At 47.6% G+C, this 20,105-nt stretch carries 34 protein-coding genes; all 34 read right to left on the bottom strand.

The window, feature by feature from the left end; all coding sequences use genetic code 11:
* Nucleotides 1-1,168 precede the first annotated feature (1,168 nt).
* Nucleotides 1,169-1,813: a KinB-signaling pathway activation protein gene (locus GVY42_RS10080; RefSeq protein WP_074035368.1), complete on the bottom strand. Its 645-nt coding sequence runs from the start codon at nucleotides 1,811-1,813 to the stop codon at nucleotides 1,169-1,171.
* Nucleotides 1,814-1,824: 11 nt separating this feature from the next.
* On the bottom strand, nucleotides 1,825-2,856 hold the full coding sequence (locus GVY42_RS10085; protein ID WP_026824853.1) for a P-loop NTPase: 1,032 nt from the start codon (nucleotides 2,854-2,856) through the stop codon (nucleotides 1,825-1,827).
* Nucleotides 2,857-2,990: 134 nt separating this feature from the next.
* Entirely contained in the window at nucleotides 2,991-3,383 is a 393-nt protein-coding gene (gene rpsI / locus GVY42_RS10090; RefSeq protein ID WP_012727644.1) for a 30S ribosomal protein S9, read from the bottom strand.
* Between the two features lie 25 nt (nucleotides 3,384-3,408).
* Nucleotides 3,409-3,846 (bottom strand): 50S ribosomal protein L13, encoded by a 438-nt coding sequence (rplM, locus tag GVY42_RS10095; protein ID WP_012727645.1) that lies wholly within the window; start codon nucleotides 3,844-3,846, stop codon nucleotides 3,409-3,411.
* Between the two features lie 143 nt (nucleotides 3,847-3,989).
* Nucleotides 3,990-4,730: a tRNA pseudouridine(38-40) synthase TruA gene (gene truA / locus GVY42_RS10100; protein WP_159563149.1), complete on the bottom strand. Its 741-nt coding sequence runs from the start codon at nucleotides 4,728-4,730 to the stop codon at nucleotides 3,990-3,992.
* Nucleotides 4,727-5,518: an energy-coupling factor transporter transmembrane protein EcfT gene (locus GVY42_RS10105; RefSeq protein ID WP_074035364.1), complete on the bottom strand. Its 792-nt coding sequence runs from the start codon at nucleotides 5,516-5,518 to the stop codon at nucleotides 4,727-4,729. The genes truA and GVY42_RS10105 overlap by 4 nt, the downstream gene beginning before the upstream one ends.
* Entirely contained in the window at nucleotides 5,515-6,393 is an 879-nt protein-coding gene (locus GVY42_RS10110; protein WP_159563150.1) for an energy-coupling factor transporter ATPase, read from the bottom strand. Before GVY42_RS10110 ends, GVY42_RS10105 begins: the two co-directional genes overlap by 4 nt.
* Nucleotides 6,369-7,205: an energy-coupling factor transporter ATPase gene (locus tag GVY42_RS10115; RefSeq protein WP_031421869.1), complete on the bottom strand. Its 837-nt coding sequence runs from the start codon at nucleotides 7,203-7,205 to the stop codon at nucleotides 6,369-6,371. Before GVY42_RS10115 ends, GVY42_RS10110 begins: the two co-directional genes overlap by 25 nt.
* A 69-nt stretch (nucleotides 7,206-7,274) precedes the next feature.
* Entirely contained in the window at nucleotides 7,275-7,628 is a 354-nt protein-coding gene (gene rplQ, locus GVY42_RS10120) for a 50S ribosomal protein L17 (protein ID WP_012727650.1), read from the bottom strand.
* A 24-nt stretch (nucleotides 7,629-7,652) separates the two neighbouring features.
* A complete protein-coding gene (locus GVY42_RS10125) occupies nucleotides 7,653-8,597 on the bottom strand; it encodes a DNA-directed RNA polymerase subunit alpha (RefSeq protein ID WP_012727651.1) in 945 nt (314 codons plus the stop codon).
* Between the two features lie 92 nt (nucleotides 8,598-8,689).
* On the bottom strand, nucleotides 8,690-9,085 hold the full coding sequence (gene rpsK / locus GVY42_RS10130) for a 30S ribosomal protein S11 (RefSeq protein ID WP_012727652.1): 396 nt from the start codon (nucleotides 9,083-9,085) through the stop codon (nucleotides 8,690-8,692).
* A 16-nt stretch (nucleotides 9,086-9,101) separates the two neighbouring features.
* Nucleotides 9,102-9,467 (bottom strand): 30S ribosomal protein S13, encoded by a 366-nt coding sequence (gene rpsM / locus GVY42_RS10135; protein ID WP_012727653.1) that lies wholly within the window; start codon nucleotides 9,465-9,467, stop codon nucleotides 9,102-9,104.
* 19 nt (nucleotides 9,468-9,486) lie between these two features.
* On the bottom strand, nucleotides 9,487-9,600 hold the full coding sequence (rpmJ, locus tag GVY42_RS10140; protein ID WP_003156543.1) for a 50S ribosomal protein L36: 114 nt from the start codon (nucleotides 9,598-9,600) through the stop codon (nucleotides 9,487-9,489).
* Nucleotides 9,601-9,630: 30 nt separating this feature from the next.
* Entirely contained in the window at nucleotides 9,631-9,849 is a 219-nt protein-coding gene (gene infA, locus GVY42_RS10145; RefSeq protein WP_021066622.1) for a translation initiation factor IF-1, read from the bottom strand.
* Nucleotides 9,850-9,954: 105 nt separating this feature from the next.
* Nucleotides 9,955-10,713: a type I methionyl aminopeptidase gene (gene map, locus GVY42_RS10150; RefSeq protein ID WP_031421863.1), complete on the bottom strand. Its 759-nt coding sequence runs from the start codon at nucleotides 10,711-10,713 to the stop codon at nucleotides 9,955-9,957.
* A complete protein-coding gene (locus GVY42_RS10155; protein ID WP_012727656.1) occupies nucleotides 10,710-11,360 on the bottom strand; it encodes an adenylate kinase in 651 nt (216 codons plus the stop codon). Before GVY42_RS10155 ends, map begins: the two co-directional genes overlap by 4 nt.
* Nucleotides 11,361-11,439: 79 nt before the next feature.
* Nucleotides 11,440-12,729 carry a preprotein translocase subunit SecY gene (secY, locus tag GVY42_RS10160; RefSeq protein WP_012727657.1) on the bottom strand — a complete coding sequence of 430 codons (1,290 nt, stop codon included), beginning with the start codon at nucleotides 12,727-12,729 and terminating at the stop codon, nucleotides 11,440-11,442.
* Nucleotides 12,729-13,169, bottom strand: coding sequence for a 50S ribosomal protein L15 (gene rplO / locus GVY42_RS10165; protein ID WP_012727658.1), 441 nt, complete (start codon nucleotides 13,167-13,169; stop codon nucleotides 12,729-12,731). The genes secY and rplO overlap by 1 nt, the downstream gene beginning before the upstream one ends.
* A 31-nt stretch (nucleotides 13,170-13,200) precedes the next feature.
* Nucleotides 13,201-13,386 carry a 50S ribosomal protein L30 gene (rpmD, locus tag GVY42_RS10170; protein WP_012727659.1) on the bottom strand — a complete coding sequence of 62 codons (186 nt, stop codon included), beginning with the start codon at nucleotides 13,384-13,386 and terminating at the stop codon, nucleotides 13,201-13,203.
* A 15-nt stretch (nucleotides 13,387-13,401) separates the two neighbouring features.
* The gene (rpsE, locus tag GVY42_RS10175) at nucleotides 13,402-13,902 is read right to left on the bottom strand and encodes a 30S ribosomal protein S5 (RefSeq protein ID WP_012727660.1); all 501 of its coding nucleotides are present in this window, start codon (nucleotides 13,900-13,902) and stop codon (nucleotides 13,402-13,404) included.
* Between the two features lie 20 nt (nucleotides 13,903-13,922).
* Nucleotides 13,923-14,285 (bottom strand): 50S ribosomal protein L18, encoded by a 363-nt coding sequence (gene rplR, locus GVY42_RS10180; protein ID WP_012727661.1) that lies wholly within the window; start codon nucleotides 14,283-14,285, stop codon nucleotides 13,923-13,925.
* A gap of 34 nt (nucleotides 14,286-14,319) precedes the next feature.
* Nucleotides 14,320-14,859, bottom strand: coding sequence for a 50S ribosomal protein L6 (gene rplF, locus GVY42_RS10185; protein WP_012727662.1), 540 nt, complete (start codon nucleotides 14,857-14,859; stop codon nucleotides 14,320-14,322).
* A gap of 33 nt (nucleotides 14,860-14,892) precedes the next feature.
* Nucleotides 14,893-15,291, bottom strand: coding sequence for a 30S ribosomal protein S8 (gene rpsH / locus GVY42_RS10190; RefSeq protein WP_026824842.1), 399 nt, complete (start codon nucleotides 15,289-15,291; stop codon nucleotides 14,893-14,895).
* Nucleotides 15,292-15,322: 31 nt separating this feature from the next.
* On the bottom strand, nucleotides 15,323-15,592 hold the full coding sequence (gene rpsN / locus GVY42_RS10195; protein WP_012727664.1) for a 30S ribosomal protein S14: 270 nt from the start codon (nucleotides 15,590-15,592) through the stop codon (nucleotides 15,323-15,325).
* A gap of 20 nt (nucleotides 15,593-15,612) precedes the next feature.
* The gene (gene rplE / locus GVY42_RS10200) at nucleotides 15,613-16,152 is read right to left on the bottom strand and encodes a 50S ribosomal protein L5 (protein WP_074035359.1); all 540 of its coding nucleotides are present in this window, start codon (nucleotides 16,150-16,152) and stop codon (nucleotides 15,613-15,615) included.
* Nucleotides 16,153-16,184: 32 nt separating this feature from the next.
* Nucleotides 16,185-16,493, bottom strand: coding sequence for a 50S ribosomal protein L24 (rplX, locus tag GVY42_RS10205; protein WP_012727666.1), 309 nt, complete (start codon nucleotides 16,491-16,493; stop codon nucleotides 16,185-16,187).
* A 36-nt stretch (nucleotides 16,494-16,529) separates the two neighbouring features.
* Nucleotides 16,530-16,898 (bottom strand): 50S ribosomal protein L14, encoded by a 369-nt coding sequence (rplN, locus tag GVY42_RS10210; RefSeq protein WP_012727667.1) that lies wholly within the window; start codon nucleotides 16,896-16,898, stop codon nucleotides 16,530-16,532.
* Between the two features lie 44 nt (nucleotides 16,899-16,942).
* Nucleotides 16,943-17,203, bottom strand: coding sequence for a 30S ribosomal protein S17 (gene rpsQ, locus GVY42_RS10215; RefSeq protein ID WP_012727668.1), 261 nt, complete (start codon nucleotides 17,201-17,203; stop codon nucleotides 16,943-16,945).
* Between the two features lie 32 nt (nucleotides 17,204-17,235).
* A complete protein-coding gene (gene rpmC, locus GVY42_RS10220; RefSeq protein WP_012727669.1) occupies nucleotides 17,236-17,439 on the bottom strand; it encodes a 50S ribosomal protein L29 in 204 nt (67 codons plus the stop codon).
* Nucleotides 17,426-17,863, bottom strand: coding sequence for a 50S ribosomal protein L16 (gene rplP / locus GVY42_RS10225; RefSeq protein WP_012727670.1), 438 nt, complete (start codon nucleotides 17,861-17,863; stop codon nucleotides 17,426-17,428). The genes rpmC and rplP overlap by 14 nt, the downstream gene beginning before the upstream one ends.
* Before the next feature lie 32 nt (nucleotides 17,864-17,895).
* Nucleotides 17,896-18,555, bottom strand: a complete 660-nt coding sequence (rpsC, locus tag GVY42_RS10230; protein ID WP_012727671.1) for a 30S ribosomal protein S3 — start codon at nucleotides 18,553-18,555, stop codon at nucleotides 17,896-17,898.
* Nucleotides 18,556-18,568: 13 nt separating this feature from the next.
* The gene (gene rplV / locus GVY42_RS10235) at nucleotides 18,569-18,901 is read right to left on the bottom strand and encodes a 50S ribosomal protein L22 (protein WP_012727672.1); all 333 of its coding nucleotides are present in this window, start codon (nucleotides 18,899-18,901) and stop codon (nucleotides 18,569-18,571) included.
* A gap of 20 nt (nucleotides 18,902-18,921) precedes the next feature.
* Nucleotides 18,922-19,197, bottom strand: coding sequence for a 30S ribosomal protein S19 (gene rpsS / locus GVY42_RS10240; RefSeq protein WP_012727673.1), 276 nt, complete (start codon nucleotides 19,195-19,197; stop codon nucleotides 18,922-18,924).
* A 66-nt stretch (nucleotides 19,198-19,263) separates the two neighbouring features.
* Nucleotides 19,264-20,094, bottom strand: a complete 831-nt coding sequence (gene rplB / locus GVY42_RS10245) for a 50S ribosomal protein L2 (protein ID WP_012727674.1) — start codon at nucleotides 20,092-20,094, stop codon at nucleotides 19,264-19,266.
* Nucleotides 20,095-20,105: the final 11 nt, after the last annotated feature.

A 20,105-nucleotide genomic window follows, 5' to 3' on the forward strand; every position in this document is an offset into this window, starting at 1 on the left:
ATTCCTTTGAGTTTTAGCCTTGCGGCCGTACTCCCCAGGCGGGGCGCTTAATGCGTTAGCTCCGACACAGAAACCGTGGAAAGGTCCCTACATCTAGCGCCCAACGTTTACGGCATGGACTACCAGGGTATCTAATCCTGTTCGCTCCCCATGCTTTCGCTCCTCAGCGTCAGTTACGGCCCAGAGATCTGCCTTCGCCATCGGTGTTCCTCCTGATATCTGCGCATTACAACGCTACACCAGGAATTCCAATCGCCACTACCGCACTCTAGTCTGCCCGTACCCACTGCAAGCCCGAGGTTGAGCCTCGGGATTTCACAGCAGACGCGACAAACCGCCTACGAGCTCTTTACGCCCAATAATTCCGGACAACGCTTGCACCCTACGTATTACCGCGGCTGCTGGCACGTAGTTAGCCGGTGCTTTTTCTGCAGGTACCGTCACTTTCGCTTCTTCCCTACTAAAAGAGGTTTACAACCCGAAGGCCGTCATCCCTCCCGCGGCGTTGCTGCATCAGGCTTTCGCCCATTGTGCAATATTCCCCACTGCTGCCTCCCGTAGGAGTCTGGGCCGTGTCTCAGTCCCAGTGTGGCCGGTCACCCTCTCAGGCCGGCTACCCGTCGTCGCCTTGGTGAGCCATTACCTCACCAACAAGCTGATAGGCCGCGAGTCCATCCCCAACCAAAAAATCTTTCCACCACCAGACCATGCGGCCAGTGATCATATCCAGTATTAGACGTCGTTTCCAACGCTTATCCCAGAGTCAGGGGCAGGTTACTCGCCAGCGTTCGTCCTGAGCCAGGATCAAACTCTCCAAAGAATTTGATATAGCTCTTAAATTGACGAAGCTTGCGCTTCATTCAAAAATTGTAAAACTTATTTTTGCCTCATCGTTCAGTTTTCAAAGACCAATCGTTGTCGTGTTAGCGACTTTTTAATAATAGCGATTTGACTTATTAAAGTCAACCACTTTTTATTATTTTTTTCGCTTCCTGAAGTTTGTTTCGTGAACAACATCAGCGACGTTTATTAATATATCAGCATCCTAAAAAACCGTCAACTATTTTTCTAAAAAAACTTTAATTTTTCTTTGTTTTGTTGAAATGAATAAAAAATGGTTGGCGGATCACCCAAAACACTTCGGATTATCCACACAACCATTTACTTTTTACGATGATTTAGACGACATCTGTTTCTTCGTTTTTTTCTTTCTAACTTCGGGTGAAGCGACTTGAACCGCTTGTCCTGTCTGTTGGAAGCGATGAAGCATTAATACCTGATAAGCGTTCGCAAACACCAATGTGGCTAGTGCCGGCCAGAGCAATGGAATCTCGTCCGTTGTTTGCAGAGCTGGAATCCATTCAATTAACGTAATGACAGTCATTAAGAAAAGTGTCGGGATGAAAGCACTCCTATTTGTTTGTTTCGCCTTACTCGCAGCAACGACCCAAGCGACAATGAGTAACACAAGCATCTCACCGATATAACGCCACATGTGATCATTACCGAATGCGAGCATCCGTAAGTAGACGGCATCAAAAATCGCAAATGCGATTAGTAACACTTGAACGCGATTCCATAGACGTGGCCCTCTAAATAAATCGAGTCCGACCCGATGAATAATCAAATAGGCAAAGAAGCCCATCATGCTGATCCCCGTCCATGTACTCGAGTAACTAAGCGCCGTGACAATTGCCTCCCAGGACTGACTGACCAAATAACCCGGGTTCGCCAATAAATTCATCAGGAACCCGAACAACGTCCCGAATACGAGCGTTGTCCAAAACAAACGTAAAAAACCTTGTACTTTCATCTCTCACCGATTCACCCTTCTATTTGTTTAATGACTGCTTGCGCCAACTCGTCATACGTATGCTCGAACGGATGTCCATCCCGATAGACAGAAGGTGCGAAGTCCTCTTCATTGTCGTACGGTTGGCCGAGCGGGATTTGAGCAAGTAGCTTACTCTTCAATGCTTCTGAAAGCTTTTCTCCACCACCGTAACCGAATACGTATTCTTTTTCACCAGTTAGCTTACTTTCGAAATAAGCCATGTTTTCAATGATACCTAATAGTTTGTGGTTCGTTTTGATTGCCATCGCTCCGGCACGAGCCGCAACGAATGCTGCTGTCGCATGAGGTGTCGTGACAATCAATTCCTGACATGATGGGAGCATCGAATGGATATCGAGCGCGACATCCCCCGTTCCCGGCGGTAAGTCGAGCAAGAGATAGTCAAGATCGCCCCACTCGACGTCATTGAAGAAGTTATTTAACATCTTCCCGAGCATCGGTCCACGCCAGATGACCGGCGCATTGTCTTCAACGAAGAATCCCATTGAGATGACTTTTACGCCAAAACGCTCGACTGGAATGATCTTCTCGCCGCGAACAACCGGTCGTTCCTCAATACCAAGCATATCTGGAACACTGAAGCCGTAAATATCCGCATCGATCAAACCGACCTTTTTGCCCGCTCGCGCAAGCGCGACAGCCAAGTTGACGGATACCGTCGATTTACCTACGCCTCCCTTACCAGAAGCGATGGCGATAAACGTCGTCCCTGAATTTTCACGGAGGATTGCCGGTTTCGTCGCCTCTTTCAAACTTTCATCATTCAATGCCTCAAAGCGAAGCCCGACCGTCTTAAAGCCTTTCCCCTTGAGCAATGTGACGATTTCTTGTTGTAACTGAAGCTGTTCCCCGCTCCCTGTTTGTCCGAGTGCCACTTTTACACTGACATAGTCTTCTTTGATTCGAATGTCTTTTACCCCTGCTGTATCTCCAAGCGTTCGGTTGATCGTCGGATCAACAAGCCCCGCCAATTCCTCGCGTACTTGCTCTACTGTAAGCATATTGCTTCCCCCTTCTAACTGTTTCGATATCAGTATATCAAAAAAAGCGTTTTCTTGACGGGTTCGGAATCGACTATTTCAAACAAAAAACTCTCCACCCGAAAGGATGGAGAGTTCGAACCACATCGCGAAGATTAACGCTTCGAGAATTGTGGTGCGCGACGTGCTGCTTTAAGACCGTATTTTTTACGTTCTTTCATACGAGCGTCACGAGTTAAGAAGCCTTTTTCTTTGAGGCTTGGACGGAATTCTGGGTCCGCTTGAAGAAGCGCACGTGATACGCCGTGGCGAATTGCTCCAGCTTGTCCAGTGTATCCACCACCGTTAACGTTAACGATTACATCGTATTTACCTTCTGTTTCAGTCAATACGAGTGGTGATTTAGCCATCATGATCAAAGTCTCATGACCGAAGTATTCTGAGATATCGCGGCCATTTACAACAACTTTACCGTCACCTGCAACGAGGTGAACGCGAGCCACCGAGTGTTTGCGGCGGCCTGTTCCGTAGTAACGTACATCTGCCATCGTTTAGTTCCTCCCTGTGTCTCGATTAACCGCGAAGTTCGTAAACTTCTGGTTTTTGTGCTTCGTGCTTGTGTTCAGCTCCAGCGTAAACGTGGAGTTTGTTGAATTGTTGACGACCGAGTGATCCTTTTGGAAGCATCCCTTTGATCGCGAGTTCAAGCATACGCTCTGGACGTTTTGCGAGAAGCTCTTTTGCAGTTTGTGATTTCAAACCGCCTGGATGACCTGAATGACGGTAGTAGATCTTGTCATTCAATTTGTTACCAGTCAATTTGATTTTCTCAGCGTTGATGATGATGACGTGGTCTCCGCAATCAACGTGTGGTGTGAAAGTCGGCTTGTGCTTACCGCGAAGAAGTGAAGCTACTTCACTAGTCAAACGACCAAGTGTTTTGCCTTCTGCGTCGATAAGGAGCCATTTGCGTTCTACTTCAGATGCTTTAGCCATGAATGTTGTGCGCATGTGGAATACCTCCTAGAAATGTCTGTTCACTTAATTTTTTGATGCTTTATCATAATCCTAGTTTACGGGGCTAAGATTGTGGTTCATCTCTAAATTTGAAAATGAAATGCCAATGAATATAATACGATTTTATAAGGGGAATGTCAATCTACTTTTTCATAATTCACATTCCACAAATACAAACCGTGTGGGGGGGCGGTAATCCCCGCTACGCGGCGGTCCTTCGCCTCTAGCATTTGTGTGAGATCTGAGGGCTGATACTTGCCTCTCCCTACCTCGATGACCGTCCCTACCATGATGCGGACTTGGTTGTATAGAAAACCTGATCCAACGAAACGGAATATGATCTCGTCTCCCATCTCGAGCACTTCTGCTTCATAGATGGTACGGACCCGATCTTCGACTTCTGCCTTTGTCACAGAGAACGACGTAAAGTCGTGGGTCCCAATCAACCGCTCCATCGCTTGACGCATCGCCTCAAGGCTCAGCTTATACGTCACGGTCGCAGCATAGTGCCGACGAAACGGATCCTCGGTCTGACGGATATGATAGCGATACTCTTTTCGCTTCGCACCGTAACGTGCGTGGAACGTATCGTCTATTTCTTCCGCCTGTTTAACGAGGATATCGTCTGGTAGCATGGCGTTTAACGCTTTGACGAAGCGCTCAGCGGGCATCTCTAATGACGTGTCAAAGTGAATCACCTGTCCTAAAGCATGGACGCGAGCGTCTGTACGACCTGAGGCGACGATTTTTACCGGATACCGATGCATACGTGCCAAGACAGATTCAATCTCCGCTTGAATGGTATTGCCATTCGGCTGCACTTGATATCCCGCATAATGTGTCCCATCATAGGCGACAATCAGTTTAATTCGTCTCATCCAATCCCTCTCAATCCAAACAAAATGAGCGTCAACGCGATAAAGATGAGTAATACGGCTGTGTCACGCATTTGCCATTCCATTTCACGCAACCTCGTCCGCCCTTCTCCTCCTCGGTAACCACGGGCTTCCATAGCCGTAGCGAGGTCCTCAGCACGCTTAAACGCAGAAATGAACAATGGAATCAAAAGAGGGATAACCCCTTTTAGACGGGATTTCCAAGGTCCACTCATCAAATCGACCCCACGCGCCTGCTGAGCTTTCATAATCCGGTCCGTCTCATCCGCAAGCGTCGGTAGGAAACGGAGTGAAATGGAAAGCATCAACGCAATTTCGTGGGCCGGCACACGAATCCGTTCGAATGGCCGTAGCCCCGCTTCAATCGAATCGGTCAATTCCATCGGTGTCGTCGTCAACGTCACGAGTGTCGTCAACATGACGAGATAAAAGAAGCGAAGCGAGACAATCAGCCCCATTCGAATTCCTTCCGAATAAATCGCAATCGGTCCTAATTCGAATAGAAGTGTGCCGTCTCGATTGAATAACAGTTGTAAGATCAACGTGAAGACGATCAAAAATAAGATCATGCGAAGACCATTCCATAAATAGCGCCACGATAACTGTGACAGTTTGACCGCAAACAACGTGAACGCGAGTAAAAATAAATTCGTCCATAAGTTGTCAGCTAAAAAAACAACTGGGATGAATCCTAAAATGAAGAGCGTCTTGGCACGCGCATCAAGGGAATGAAGCCATGAATGTCCGGGTATATATTGACCGATAATCATGTCGCTCCCCCTTTCAGCCGTTCCGCCACCCAATCCGCCAGCTCGCCCTCGGTTCGTACGAGCGGGACGGACGTTTCTCCAAGAACCGGTGCCATGTCACGAGCGAATCGTAAGACGTGCGGGATGTCGAGCTGGAGACGTCGCACCAGTACCTCGTCTTGGAACAATTCAAACGGGTCCCCATCAAACGCCACCTGGCCACGCTCCATCACGATGACGCGCTCCGCATAGGCGAGTACATCATCCATGTCATGCGAGACAAGGATCAACGTAAGGTTCAACTCTTCTCGCAAACGTTTGAATAAGGCGAGCATGTCTCGTCTCCCAATTGGGTCGAGACCCGCTGTCGGTTCATCGACAATGAGAACATCAGGCCGGCTCGCTAAAACACCTGCAATCGCGACACGGCGCATTTGCCCTCCTGAAAGATCAAACGGCGAACGGTCCCATAACGTTTCATCCAAGCCGACGAGACGAAGGGCCTCGTGGGCTCGCTCTTTCGCTTCGGCATCTGTCGCGCCAAAGTTGCGCGGACCGAACATGACGTCGCGTTCGACCGTCTCTTCAAACAATTGGTGCTCTGGATATTGAAAGACGAGCCCAACGCGACGCCGAAGCGGCAAAAGATTCTGTTTCTTGTCACGGCGCGTCCGAATCGGGGTGACAATGATATCATCGATCACCACACGTCCGTCAGTCGGGCGCAATAAGCCGTTCATATGTTGAACGAGTGTCGATTTCCCTGAGCCAGTATGCCCAAGAAACGCAACAAGCGCTCCCGATGGAATGGTTACATTCACATCGCGCAGCGCGGTTCGTTCAAACGGAGTATTCATTTGGTATTGATATGTTACTTCTTCAATGCGTATCGGCATAGATGGTTCACCAACTCCGAATGTTGTAGCATCAGACGATCGAGTGGAATGCCACGTGCCTTCAGTTCGAGTTGCATCCGAACGATAAACGGGACATCTAGTTGAATGTCACGAAGCGTATCTGGATGTTGAAACACGTCTTCAGGTGTGCCGGTCATCGCAATCTTGCCTTTCGACAATGCAATGATACGGTCAGCAAACAACACTTCGTCGAGCTCGTGTGTAATGGCGACAACGGTCATCCCTTCCGAGACGAGCTGTCGTACCGTTTGTAATACCTCTTGTCGCCCAATCGGGTCGAGCATGGAGGTCGCTTCATCGAGCACGAGGACACGCGGGCGCATTGCGAGAGCCGCAGCTATCGCAACGCGCTGCTTTTGTCCACCGGATAACTGATGCGGTTCACGGTCCGCTAGTTCCGATAATCCAACGCGCGCTAGACTGTCATCAATTCGACGAACCATTTCTTGACGTGGAAGTCCCATGTTTTCGAGAGAAAATGCCACATCATCGCGCACGGTCGCCCCGACAAATTGATTGTCGGGATTTTGAAAGACGACCCCGATTCGCGTTCGAACGTCCCACACGTCTGCGGCGTTCGACGGATCGAGTGTCTCGACGCGAACTTCCCCCTGTTCAGGAATGAGAAGTCCGTTCCACAACTTCGTCAGTGTCGACTTGCCAGAACCATTATGGCCGACAATCGCAAGCCATTCCCCTTTATATACATCGAGCGATAGGCCGTTAAGCGCCGGCTCAGACTGTCCAGGGTAATGAAATACGACATCCCGTACCATAATTTGTGATTCCATGGGTCGACTCCTTTCTGATGTGGAAACAGGGCAATACGTCACCGCATGCCCTGTTGACTGCCTAATGAATTAGACGAGTTCGATGATTACAACTTCTGCACCATCACCGCGGCGTGGGCCGACTTTCATGATGCGCGTGTATCCACCTTGACGTTCAGCGTAGCGTGGTGCCACGTCTTCGAACAATTTTTGGATTGCGTCTTTTTCTCCAGCGTTCTCCTTGCGAACGAATGAAGCTACTTGACGACGGGCATGAAGATCGCCACGTTTCCCAAGAGTGATCAATTTTTCAACGACTGGGCGAAGTTCTTTCGCTTTTTGTTCAGTTGTTTGAATGCGCTCGTTGATGATTAGGTCAGTTGCAAGATCACGCAAAAGCGCCTTGCGTTGCGAGCTTGTACGGCCAAGTTTCGAATAAGCCATTACATTTCCCTCCTTCGGTTGAACTTAGTCTTCTTTACGCAAGCCCAAACCGAGTTCGTCCAACTTGTGTTGAACTTCTTCGAGTGATTTACGTCCGAGGTTACGAACTTTCATCATCTCTTCCTCTGATTTGTTTGCGAGTTCTTGAACAGTGTTGATGCCAGCGCGCTTCAAGCAGTTGTACGAACGAACTGAGAGATCGAGTTCTTCAATCGTCATTTCGAGTACTTTTTCTTTTTGGTCTTCTTCTTTCTCGACCATAATTTCTGCGTTGAGAGCCTCATCTGTTAAACCAACGAAGATGTTCAAGTGTTCAGTCAAAATTTTAGCCCCTAATGATACAGCTTCTTCCGGACGAATTGAACCATCTGTCCACACGTCTAACAAAAGCTTATCGAAGCTAGCGTCTTGACCGACACGTGTTTTATCTACTTCGTAGTTCACGCGTTGAATCGGTGTATAGATCGAATCGATTGGAATGACCCCAATCGGCATATCATCACGTTTGTTATCTTCTGCCTGGACGTAACCACGACCACGGCGAGCAGTCAAACGCATGCGAAGCGTCGCATTGTCAGCGAGAGTCGCGATGTGGAGCTCAGGATTCAAGATTTCAACGTCGCTATCATGGGTAATGTCTGCCGCAGTGACAGCACCGGCACTTGAAACGTTAATCTCAAGCGTTTTCTCTTCTTCCGAGTACACTTTGAGTGCCAACTTCTTGAGGTTGAGTACGATTTGAGTGACGTCTTCGACAACACCGTCAATCGTAGAGAACTCGTGAAGCACGCCATCGATTTGAACCGCTGTTACCGCTGCACCTGGGAGCGATGACAATAGAATTCGACGTAGTGAGTTACCGAGAGTAGTGCCATATCCACGTTCAAGCGGTTCTACTACGAATTTACCAAACGTAGCGTCCTCGCTGATTTCGACCGTTTCGATCTTTGGTTTTTCAATCTCGATCATCTGAACCCCTCCTTGAGTATATCCTGCCGTGCAGTTTGAGCTGCTAAAGTATAAGCTGTCGTGCTAGGTAAACCCCTCACACGCTCAAGCGATTATACGCGGCGACGTTTTGGAGGGCGGCAACCGTTGTGCGGAACTGGAGTTACGTCACGGATTGCAGTAACTTCGAGACCAGTAGCTTGGAGCGCACGGATAGCCGCTTCACGTCCAGCACCAGGACCTTTAACGTTAACTTCTACTGTACGCATACCGTTGTCCATTGCAACTTTCGCTGCAGTTTCAGCAGCCATTTGCGCTGCGAACGGAGTCGATTTACGTGATCCTTTAAATCCAAGGTTACCAGAAGTAGCCCATGAGATCGCGTTACCTTGCGTATCAGTGATTGTGATGATTGTGTTGTTGAATGTAGAACGGATGTGTACCACACCGACTTCAACATGTTTTTTAACTTTACGTTTAGAACGTACGTTTTGCTTACGTTTCGCCATTGTTCAATTCCCTCCTTTACTTCTTCTTGTTCGCTACTGTACGGCGTGGGCCTTTACGAGTACGCGAGTTGTTCTTCGTGTTTTGACCGCGAACAGGGAGACTACGGCGATGACGGATACCGCGGTATGCGCCGATCTCGATCAAACGTTTGATGTTAAGTGAAACTTCACGACGAAGGTCACCTTCAACTTTGATTCCGTCAATTGCTTCACGGATACGGTTGAGTTCATCTTCAGTAAGGTCGCGTGTGCGTGTCTCTTCAGATACGTTAGCAGCCTTCAAAATTTCTTGTGCTTTTGTTTTACCAATACCATAGATGTATGTGAGCGAAATAACGATACGTTTTTCGCGTGGAATATCTACACCAGCAATACGTGCCATGTGTGCACCTCCTCTGAAATTAACCTTGTTTTTGTTTGTGTTTCGGGTTTTCGCAAATTACCATTACTTTACCCTTACGGCGAATAACTTTACATTTTTCGCAAATCGGTTTTACCGACGGTCTTACTTTCATGAGTATACCCTCCTCCTGGAAAAATCGGAGTTACTTATAACGGTACGTAATCCGCCCGCGAGTCAAGTCGTATGGAGACAACTCAACAGTTACGCGGTCACCTGGAAGGATCCGAATGTAGTGCATCCGAATTTTCCCTGAGACGTGCGCGAGCACCGTGTGGCCGTTTTCTAACTCCACTTTAAACATTGCGTTCGGAAGTGGTTCGACAACAGTGCCTTCCACTTCAATGACATCTTGTTTCGCCATCATTTATTCCCCTTTCTATATGAAAATCTTTAGGAGCACAGACGATCTATTGCCATCTACTGTGAGAGAAGGATCCAGAACGGATCAGTATGAAACAATAGAGCCTCATTCACCGGAATCGAGTTTCGTTAAAATCTCGTATCCATCGTCTGTGATGGCGATGGTGTGCTCAAAGTGGGCGCACATGCTACCGTCCACGGTGACAACTGTCCAGTTATCAGCCAGTGTTCGAACATAGCGTTGACCAGCATTAACCATTGGTTCAATGGCTAACGTCATCCCAGTCTTCAGGCGCGGCCCTTTCCCCGGTGGACCATAGTGTGGAATTTGCGGTTCTTCGTGCAAATTTTGTCCAACACCATGACCGACGTATTCGCGGACGACAGAAAAGTCATGTGATTCAACATATGCTTGAATCGCATGCGAAATATCTGTCAATCGCCCTCCAGCCTTGGCGTGCTCCAATCCTTTATACAGACTTTCTTCGGTTACGTCAAGTAGCCGCTGTGTCTCTTCTGTGATTGTTCCCACTGGATAAGTCCAAGCGGAATCTCCATGGTATCCATTATAGTAGGCACCGATGTCGATTGAGATAATATCTCCATCTTTCAATACCCGTTTTCCTGGAATGCCATGAACAAGCTCTTCGTTCACCGAAGCGCAAACACTACCGGTAAAACCGTTATAGCCTTTGAACGATGGCGTCGCACCTTGGCTGCGAATGTAATCTTCCGCAATCCGGTCGAGCTCAAGCGTCGTGATTCCTGGTTTAATGTGCTGTTTGAGCACCTGGTGCGTTCGAGCAACAATTTGCCCAGCCTCACGCATAATCGCAATTTCACGAGGCGTCTTCGTGATGATCATTCAGTATCACCGAGTAATGCTTTGACATCGGCATATACGACATCGATTGGACGATCTCCATCCAATGTACGAAGATACCCTTTTTCAGCGTAAAAGTCAATGAGTGGTTTCGATTGCTCGATGTTGACGTCAAGGCGACGGCGAACCGTTTCCTCTTTATCGTCTTCACGTTGCATGAGTGCCGACCCATCCACATCACAGATGCCTTCCACTTTTGGTGGGTTGAAGATCACATGATATGTCGCACCACACGTTGGGCAGATCCAACGACCTGTCAAGCGTGGAACGAGAATTTCCGCATCCACATCGATGTTGACGACGTGGTCAATCTGTTTCCCCAAATCTTTAAGCAAACTTTCGAGTGCCTCTGCTTGAGCAACAGTACGCGGGAATCCATCGAGTAAGAAACCTTTTTCTGTGTCATCTTGGCTAAGACGTTCACGTACGATTCCGATTGTTACCTCGTCCGGTACGAGTTCACCTTTATCCATGAATGACTTGGCTTCTTTACCGAGTGGCGTTCCGCCTTTGATTGCCGCACGAAACATGTCGCCTGTCGAAATGTGAGGGATTTGGTACTCTTCTACGATTTTAGCCGCTTGAGTCCCTTTCCCAGCACCCGGTAAGCCCATGAGTACTAGATTCATCTCGGTTAGCCTCCAGTTTTGATTTTCACGAAGGGCTTGTAAACACGACAGGAAGGAAGGGTCAACCCTTCCTTCCGCTTTAACGGATAAAGCCTTTATAGTGTCGTTTTACAAGTTGACTTTCGATTTGTTTCATCGTTTCGAGGGCTACCCCGATGACGATCAACAAGCTCGTTCCTCCGATTTGAACGGAAGTTGGAAGACCGGCAAGCTTAATGAAGATTGTCGGCATGATCGCCACGAGCGATAAGAAGATCGCTCCGAAGAAAGTCAATCGATACAGCAACTTCGTGATGTACTGTTCTGTTTGCGCCCCAGGACGAATCCCAGGAATATAACCACCTTGCTTCTGCAGATTTTCTGCCATTTGCTCAGGGTTGACCTGAATAAATGTATAGAAGTAGGCAAACGCAATGATTAACGCAACGTAAATCGACATTCCGATTGGCGCCGTCGTGTCAAAGTACGTCTGTAATTTTTGCGTTGTCTCCGGCGAAGCAATGAAGCTTGCAACAGTTGGTGGTGTTACCATAAAGGAAATCGCGAAGATAACCGGAATAACACCTGCTGCGTTTAGTTTGATTGGCAAGTGCGTTGACTGACCGCCCACTGGGGTACGGTTCGCCGTGCGTTTTGCATATTGGATTGGAATTTTGCGTGCCGCTTGTTGAACATAAATGATCCCAACCGTCACAGCCAAAATAACAAGTGCCAATACAACCAAGTAAACGATATTAATGAACAATGCATCTCCAGCGTTTTGGAGTTTTGTTTCATAAATCTGCGTGAAGATTCTTGGGAACCCGGCGACGATACCGGCGAAGATAATGATGGAAATACCATTCCCAACACCTTTCTCCGTTGTCATTTCACCAAGGAACATCAAGAACGCTGTACCCGCAGTGAGTACAATCGCGATCACAAAGTAAGTTGCCGTTCCCCACGTCTCATTGACGAGACCTGGGTAGAGGCGGTTAAATCCAAACGACAGTGAAGTCGCTTGGACAAAGCCTAAGATGATCGTCCCATAGCGCGTGACCGTCGCTAACTTTTTACGGCCCGCCTCTCCTTGTTTAGCCCATTCGGCAAACTTTGGAACGACGTCCATTTGTAAAAGTTGCACAACGATCGATGCCGTAATGTACGGCATGATCCCCATTGCGAACAAGGAGAAGTTCTGTAAAGCATTTCCTCCAAACAAGTTCAAGAAGTCAAGAAGACCTCCTGAGTCAAAACGCAACACATCCGTATTCACCATCGGCACCGGGATATGAGCCCCGATGCGGAAAATGATGATGATTGCGAGTGTGAAGAGAATACGCTGTCGAATATCTTTCACGCGCCACATATTGGAGATCGTCTGAAACATCAGATCACCTCAACTGTACCGCCAGCTGCTTCGATTGCTTCTTTCGCTGCACCCGAGAACTTGTTGGCTTTTACAGTCAATTTAGTTTCAAGCTTGCCGTTAGCAAGGACCTTGATTCCGTCTTTAGCAGAGCTGACAACACCAGTCTCGATTAAGAGTTCTGGAGTAACTTCAGTACCTGCTTCGAAACGGTTAAGCGTGTCTAGGGAAACAACCGCATACTCTTTACGAGTTGGGTTGTTGAAACCGCGTTTTGGAAGACGACGGTAAAGTGGGTTTTGTCCACCTTCAAATCCTGGACGAACGCCACCGCCCGAACGAGCTTTTTGACCTTTGTGTCCACGACCAGAAGTTTTACCGTTACCAGTCGCCATACCGCGACCGACACGGTTACGTTCGTGACGTGAACCTGGAGTTGGCTTCAATTCATGGAGTTTCATAGTGGCACCTCCTTATTTATTAAAATCTTTATTATTCGTTGATTTCTTTTACAGTCACAAGGTGCGACACTTTATTGATCATACCGCGCATCGCGACGTTGTCTGGGACAACGACCGTTTGATGCATTTTGCGAAGACCGAGTGTACGTACAGTAACACGCTGACCTTCCGGACGACCAATTGTGCTGCGTGTGAGGGTGATTGCGAGTTTCGCCATGTCTAGTTCCCTCCCTTAGTTAAGAAGTTCTTCTACGCTTTTACCACGTAGTTTAGCAACTTCCTCTGCTTTTTTGAGCTCAGTCAAGCCCTGTACCGTCGCACGGACGATGTTGATCGGTGTGTTTGAACCTAACGATTTCGAAAGGATGTCACCTACACCTGCAAGTTCGAGCACCGCACGAACTGGACCACCAGCGATAACCCCAGTACCTTCAGAAGCTGGTTTCATGAATACACGACCTGCTCCGAATACTCCTGTGATTTCGTGTGGAATTGTTGTACCAACCATAGGTACTTGTACCATGTTTTTCTTAGCGGCTTCAATAGCCTTGCGAATCGCTTCTGGCACCTCTTGTGCCTTACCTGTACCGAAACCGACGTGACCATTTTTGTCACCTACGACTACGAGAGCAGCAAAACGGAAGCGGCGGCCACCTTTTACGACTTTCGCGACGCGGTTTACGGTAACAACGCGTTCTTCAAGTTGTTCCATGTTAACGTCTAACTGGCGCATCGAGTGTCCCCTCCTTTTTATTAGAATTTAAGACCTGCTTCACGAGCTGCTTCTGCAACAGCTTTGACGCGGCCATGATAGAGGTATCCACCACGGTCGAACACAACTGTGTCGATACCTTTCTCGAGTGCACGTTCTGCAGCAAGTTTACCAACAGCTTTCGCTGCTTCAACGTTACCGCCATTTGTAAGATCGAGAGCTTTATCTTTCGAAGATGCAGACACAAGCGTTGTTTGTGCCGCGTCATCGATAAGTTGAACGTAAATGTGCTTGCTCGAACGGAATACGTTCAAACGTGGACGAGCTGCTGTCCCCGTGATCGTACGACGTACGCGAGCATGACGTTTTTTACGAACTGCATTTTTATCTGCCTTTGTGATCATTTATGCCACTCCTTTCCGTTCATTTCGTGACGAATTACTTACCAGTCTTACCTTCTTTACGGCGAATACGTTCATCAGAGTAACGAACACCTTTACCTTTGTAAGGTTCTGGAGCACGGTACGAGCGGATTTGAGCAGCAACGTGACCGACGCGCTCTTTGTTAATCCCTTTTACGATGATTTGCGTGTTTGAAGGAACTTCGATTTCGATACCTTCCTCAGCAACGTACTCGATTGGGTGCGAGTAGCCGAGGTTGAGGACGAGTTTGTTACCTTGCTTCGTAGCACGGTAACCAACCCCCGAGATCTCAAGTGTTTTTTGGAATCCGTTCGACACACCTTGTACCATGTTGGCAATAAGGGCACGTGTCGTACCGTGAATTGTACGGCTTTCTTTCGATTCGTCTGGACGAACAACCGTCAATTCGTTCTCTTCAACTTTGATTTCCAATGCCGGGTTAGCTGAAAGCGAAAGTTCACCTTTAGCACCTTTTACTGTGACCGTGTTGTCATTAGCAACTGTTACAGTAACGCCAGCAGGAATCGTAACTGGTTTTTTACCAATACGTGACATTGATTACACCTCCGTTCTTGTTAGAAAAGTGACTTACCAGATGTAGGCGAGCACTTCGCCGCCGACTTGTTGTTGGCGAGCTTCTTTATCAGTCATAAGACCTTTAGATGTCGAAAGAACTGCGATTCCGAGTCCTCCGAGTACTTTAGGTACTTCATCAGCTTTTGCGTATACGCGAAGACCTGGTTTCGAAATACGTTTGAGACCAGTGATTACACGTTCGTTGCTTGCTCCATATTTAAGGAAAAGACGAAGTGTACCTTGTTTAGCGTCCTCGATATATTCAACATCGCGAATGAAACCTTCACGCTTAAGGATTTCAGCGATCTCACGTTTAATGTTCGAAGCTGGAAGCTCCATTTTTTCATGGCGAACCATGTTAGCGTTACGGATACGTGTAAGCATATCTGCAATAGGGTCTGTCATTACCATGCGATGTACCTCCTTTCACACTGTTAGTGGATTACCAGCTTGCTTTTTTAACACCAGGGATTTGACCTTTGTATGCAAGATCACGGAACTTGATACGGCTGATCCCGAATTTACCCATGTAACCATGCGGACGACCTGTGATGCTGCAACGGTTGTGCAAGCGTACAGGTGACGAGTTACGTGGCAATTTGCTGAGTCCGATATAATCGCCTTCAGCTTTCAACTTCGCACGCTTTTCAGCGTACTGGGCAACGAGTTTCTCGCGTTTAAGTTCGCGATTCACCATTGACTTTTTAGCCATGTTGTCGACCTCCCTCTAGATTATTTTTGGAATGGCATACCGAGAAGTGTGAGCAATTCACGTGCTTCTTCGTCTGTGTTTGCTGTTGTAACAACAACGATGTCCATACCGCGTACTTTAGATACTTTATCGTAATCGATCTCAGGGAAAATAAGTTGCTCTTTCACGCCAAGCGTGTAGTTACCGCGTCCGTCGAATGCTTTCTTCGATACACCGCGGAAGTCACGTACACGTGGAAGTGAAACAGTTACCAATTTGTCGAGGAAATCGTACATGCGCTCGCCACGAAGTGTAACCTTCGCACCGATTGGCATACCTTCACGAAGTTTGAAACCAGCGATTGATTTCTTCGCTTTCGTTACGAGTGGTTTTTGACCTGAAAGAATTGTTAATTCTTCAACTGCCATATCAAGTGCTTTCGAGTTCGAAACAGCGTCACCTACACCCATGTTGATGACAATCTTTTCGACTTTCGGTACTTGCATGACCGAGTCATAGTTGAATTTATCCATCATCGCTTTCACGATGTCGCTTTTATACTTCTCTTGCAAACGGTTCATAGTCGAATGGACCTCCTTTCGTCACGTTCTTCTTATTTATCGAGTGATTCGCCCGATTTCGCGACACGAACTTTTTTACCATCGACTACTTTGAAACCAACACGAGTTGGTTTGCCAGTTTTAGGGTCGAGTGGCATTACGTTCGAGACGTGAATTGGTGCTTCGATCTCAAGGATCCCGCCTTGTGGATTCGCTTGTGAAGGTTTCGCGTGTTTTTTCATCACGTTTACGCCTTCAACCACTACGCGGTTTTTGCTTGGCATAGCTTTGAGGATAACCCCTTGCTTGCCTTTATCTTTACCAGACATTACCTGGACTGTATCGCCTTTTTTAACATGCATCGTTTGCGCACCTCCTTATAGGATTGAAATTGGAAATTAAAGTACTTCCGGTGCCAACGAAACGATCTTCATGAATTCTTTTTCACGAAGTTCACGTGCAACTGGCCCGAAGATCCGTGTGCCGCGTGGGCTCTTGTCATCTTTGATAATGACTGCTGCGTTCTCATCGAAACGGATGTACGAACCATCTTTACGACGAGCGCCGCGTTTTGTACGAACGACAACTGCTCTGACAACGTCACCTTTTTTAACAACGCCACCTGGTGTTGCTTGTTTTACCGTTGCGACGATGATGTCACCGATGTTTGCAGTCTTACGACCAGAACCACCGAGGACTTTAATTGTCAACAGTTCACGCGCGCCAGAGTTGTCTGCTACTTTCAAGCGAGATTCTTGTTGAATCATGCGAGTGTACCTCCCTCCGGATGTTTAATAAATCCGAACTGTTATTAGATGATTACTGATTCTTCTACTACTGTTACAAGACGGAAACGTTTGTCTTTAGAAAGAGGACGTGTTTCCGCGATGCGAACGATATCGCCCACTTTAGCGACGTTGTTCTCATCGTGTGCTTTATATTTCTTCGTGTAGTTTACACGTTTGCCATAAAGTTTATGACGAACCTTTGTTTCTACTGCGACGACGATCGTTTTGTCCATTTTGTCAGACACGACGCGACCAGTGAACACTTTACGGTTGTTGCGTTCCATGAGTGTTACCTCCTCTCAAGAATCCGATGTAATTAGCCGTTGTTGATGCCGAGTTCGCGTTCACGAAGAATCGTTTTAGCACGCGCAATCGACTTGCGTACTTCACGGATACGAGCAGGATTCTCAAGCTGACCTGTAGCAAGTTGGAAGCGAAGGTTAAAGAGTTCTTCTTTCCACTCGCCCACTTTACCGTTGAGCTCTTCAGTTGTTGATTGACGGAGATCAGTTGCTTTCATTCGTATCACCACCATTTTCTTCACGTTTCACGAACTTACATTTTACTGGAAGTTTGTGCGATGCAAGACGAAGTGCCTCACGTGCCACTTCCTCAGATACACCTGCGATTTCGAACATTACTTTGCCAGGCTTAACTACAGCTACCCAGCCTTCTGGAGCACCTTTACCCGAACCCATTCGGACTTCGAGAGGCTTTTTAGTGTACGGCTTGTGTGGGAAGATCTTGATCCACACTTTACCACCACGTTTCATATAACGTGTCATTGCAATACGTGCTGATTCGATTTGACGGTTTGTAATCCAGCTCGCTTCGAGAGCTTGGAGACCGAACTCACCGAAGTGTACAGTTGTGCCGCGTTTAGCGTTCCCGCGCATTTTACCACGGTGTACACGACGATATTTCACGCGTTTAGGTAACAACATAGTGTGTTGCCTCCTTCCTGAAAGAGTGTTTATTATTCAGCGTTTTTCGCTGTGTTGTTTTTTGTTGGAAGAACTTCACCGTGGTATAACCAAACTTTTACGCCGATTTTACCGTAAGTTGTGTCAGCTTCAGCTGTTCCGTAGTCGATGTCGGCACGGAGTGTGTGAAGTGGAACTGTTCCTTCCGAGTACTTCTCTGAACGAGCGATATCAGCGCCACCAAGACGACCAGAAACTTCTGTTTTGATCCCTTTGATGCCAGTACGCATCGAACGTTGAATAGATTGTTTCATTGCACGACGGAATGATACGCGACCTTCCAATTGACGAGCAATGTTTTCTGCTACAAGCTTCGCAACAGCGTCAGCGTTTTTCACTTCAACAACGTTGATGTGAACGCGTTTTCCGTCAGCGATTTTTGTAATGTGTTTACGGAGTGATTCGATTTCAGAACCACCTTTACCGATTACCATACCTGGCTTCGCAGTGTGAAGCGAAATGTTCACGCGGTTTGCAGCGCGTTCGATTTCAACTTTAGAAACACTAGCATCCTTCATTTTGTTTTCGATGTATTCACGAATAACGAAGTCTTCATGAAGGAGATCAGCGTAGTCTTTCTCAGCGTACCAACGCGAATCCCAGTCTTTGATAACACCAACGCGAAGACCGTGCGGATTTACCTTTTGACCCACTACATATCCCTCCTTATTTCTCAGTTACCACGATGTGGATGTGGCTTGTGCGTTTGTTAATACGGCTTGCGCGACCCATCGCACGTGGGCGGAAGCGTTTGAGTGTTGGACCTTCGTTTACGTAAGCTTCTGTTACAACGAGGTTCTCAATGTTCATATCGTAGTTGTGCTCTGCGTTAGCAATCGCTGATTTTAATACTTTTTCAACGACTGGCGATGCTGCCTTGTTCGTGTGAGCAAGGACAGAGAGCGCTTCGCCGACTTGTTTCCCGCGAATTAAGTCTACAACGAGACGTGCTTTGCGAGGAGCAAGACGGACCATATTAGCTGATGCTTTAGCTTGCATGGATTTGACCTCCCCTCAAATTACCGTTTCGTTTTCTTGTCTGATCCGTGACCTTTGTACGTGCGTGTTGGAGCGAATTCACCAAGTTTGTGACCAACCATGTCTTCTGTCACGAATACTGGTACGTGTTTACGACCATCGTGCACACCGAACGTGTGACCCATGAATTCTGGGAAGATCGTCGAGCGACGTGACCAAGTTTTGATGACTTGCTTCTCACCAGATTCGTTGAGTTTGTCAACTTTAGCGAGTAAGTGGTGATCTGCGAATGGACCTTTTTTCAAGCTGCGACCCATGTTAGAACCTCCCTTTGGAATGATTCGGGAACGGCCCTTTCGAACCGCCCGAGAATCATGTAGTAATTATTTCTTACGGCGACGAAGGATGTACATGTCGCTCGATTTGTTTTTCTTACGAGTCTTAAGACCAAGAGCTGGTTTACCCCAAGGAGTAAGTGGGCCCGAACGACCGATTGGCGCACGACCTTCACCACCACCGTGTGGGTGATCAACCGGGTTCATTACAGAACCACGTACTGTTGGGCGTTTGCCTAACCAACGTGAACGTCCTGCTTTACCGATGTTTACGAGTTCGTGTTCTTCGTTACCAACTGAACCGATTGTCGCGCGGCAAGTGCCGAGGAACAAGCGTGATTCACCTGATTGAAGACGAACGATGACGTACTTGCCGTCACGTCCTTGGATTTGTGCCGATGCACCAGCCGCACGAACTAGCTGACCGCCTTTACCAGGCTTAAGCTCGATGTTGTGGATTGTTGTACCGACAGGGATGTTTACGAGTGGAAGAGCGTTCCCCACTTTGATATCCGCTTCAGGACCAGACATGATTTCCATGCCTACTTTGATGCCCTTAGGAGCGAGGATGTAACGTTTCTCACCATCTACATAGTTGATGAGTGCGATGTTTGCTGAACGGTTTGGATCGTATTCGATCGTTGCTACGCGTCCTGCAACGCCATCTTTGTTACGTTTGAAATCGATGATACGGTATTTACGCTTGTGACCGCCACCTTGGTGACGAACAGTCAAGCGACCTTGGTTGTTACGTCCGCCTTTTTTCGAAAGCTTTTCAGTTAACGATTTTTCAGGGCGATTCGTTGTGATCTCTGCAAAGTCGAGAGATGTCATGTTACGACGACCGTTAGTGGTCGGCTTAAACTTTTTGATTGCCATCGAGGATTCCC

This window comes from Exiguobacterium sp. 8A (assembly GCF_902506275.1).
Lineage (GTDB): Bacteria > Bacillota > Bacilli > Exiguobacteriales > Exiguobacteriaceae > Exiguobacterium > Exiguobacterium profundum.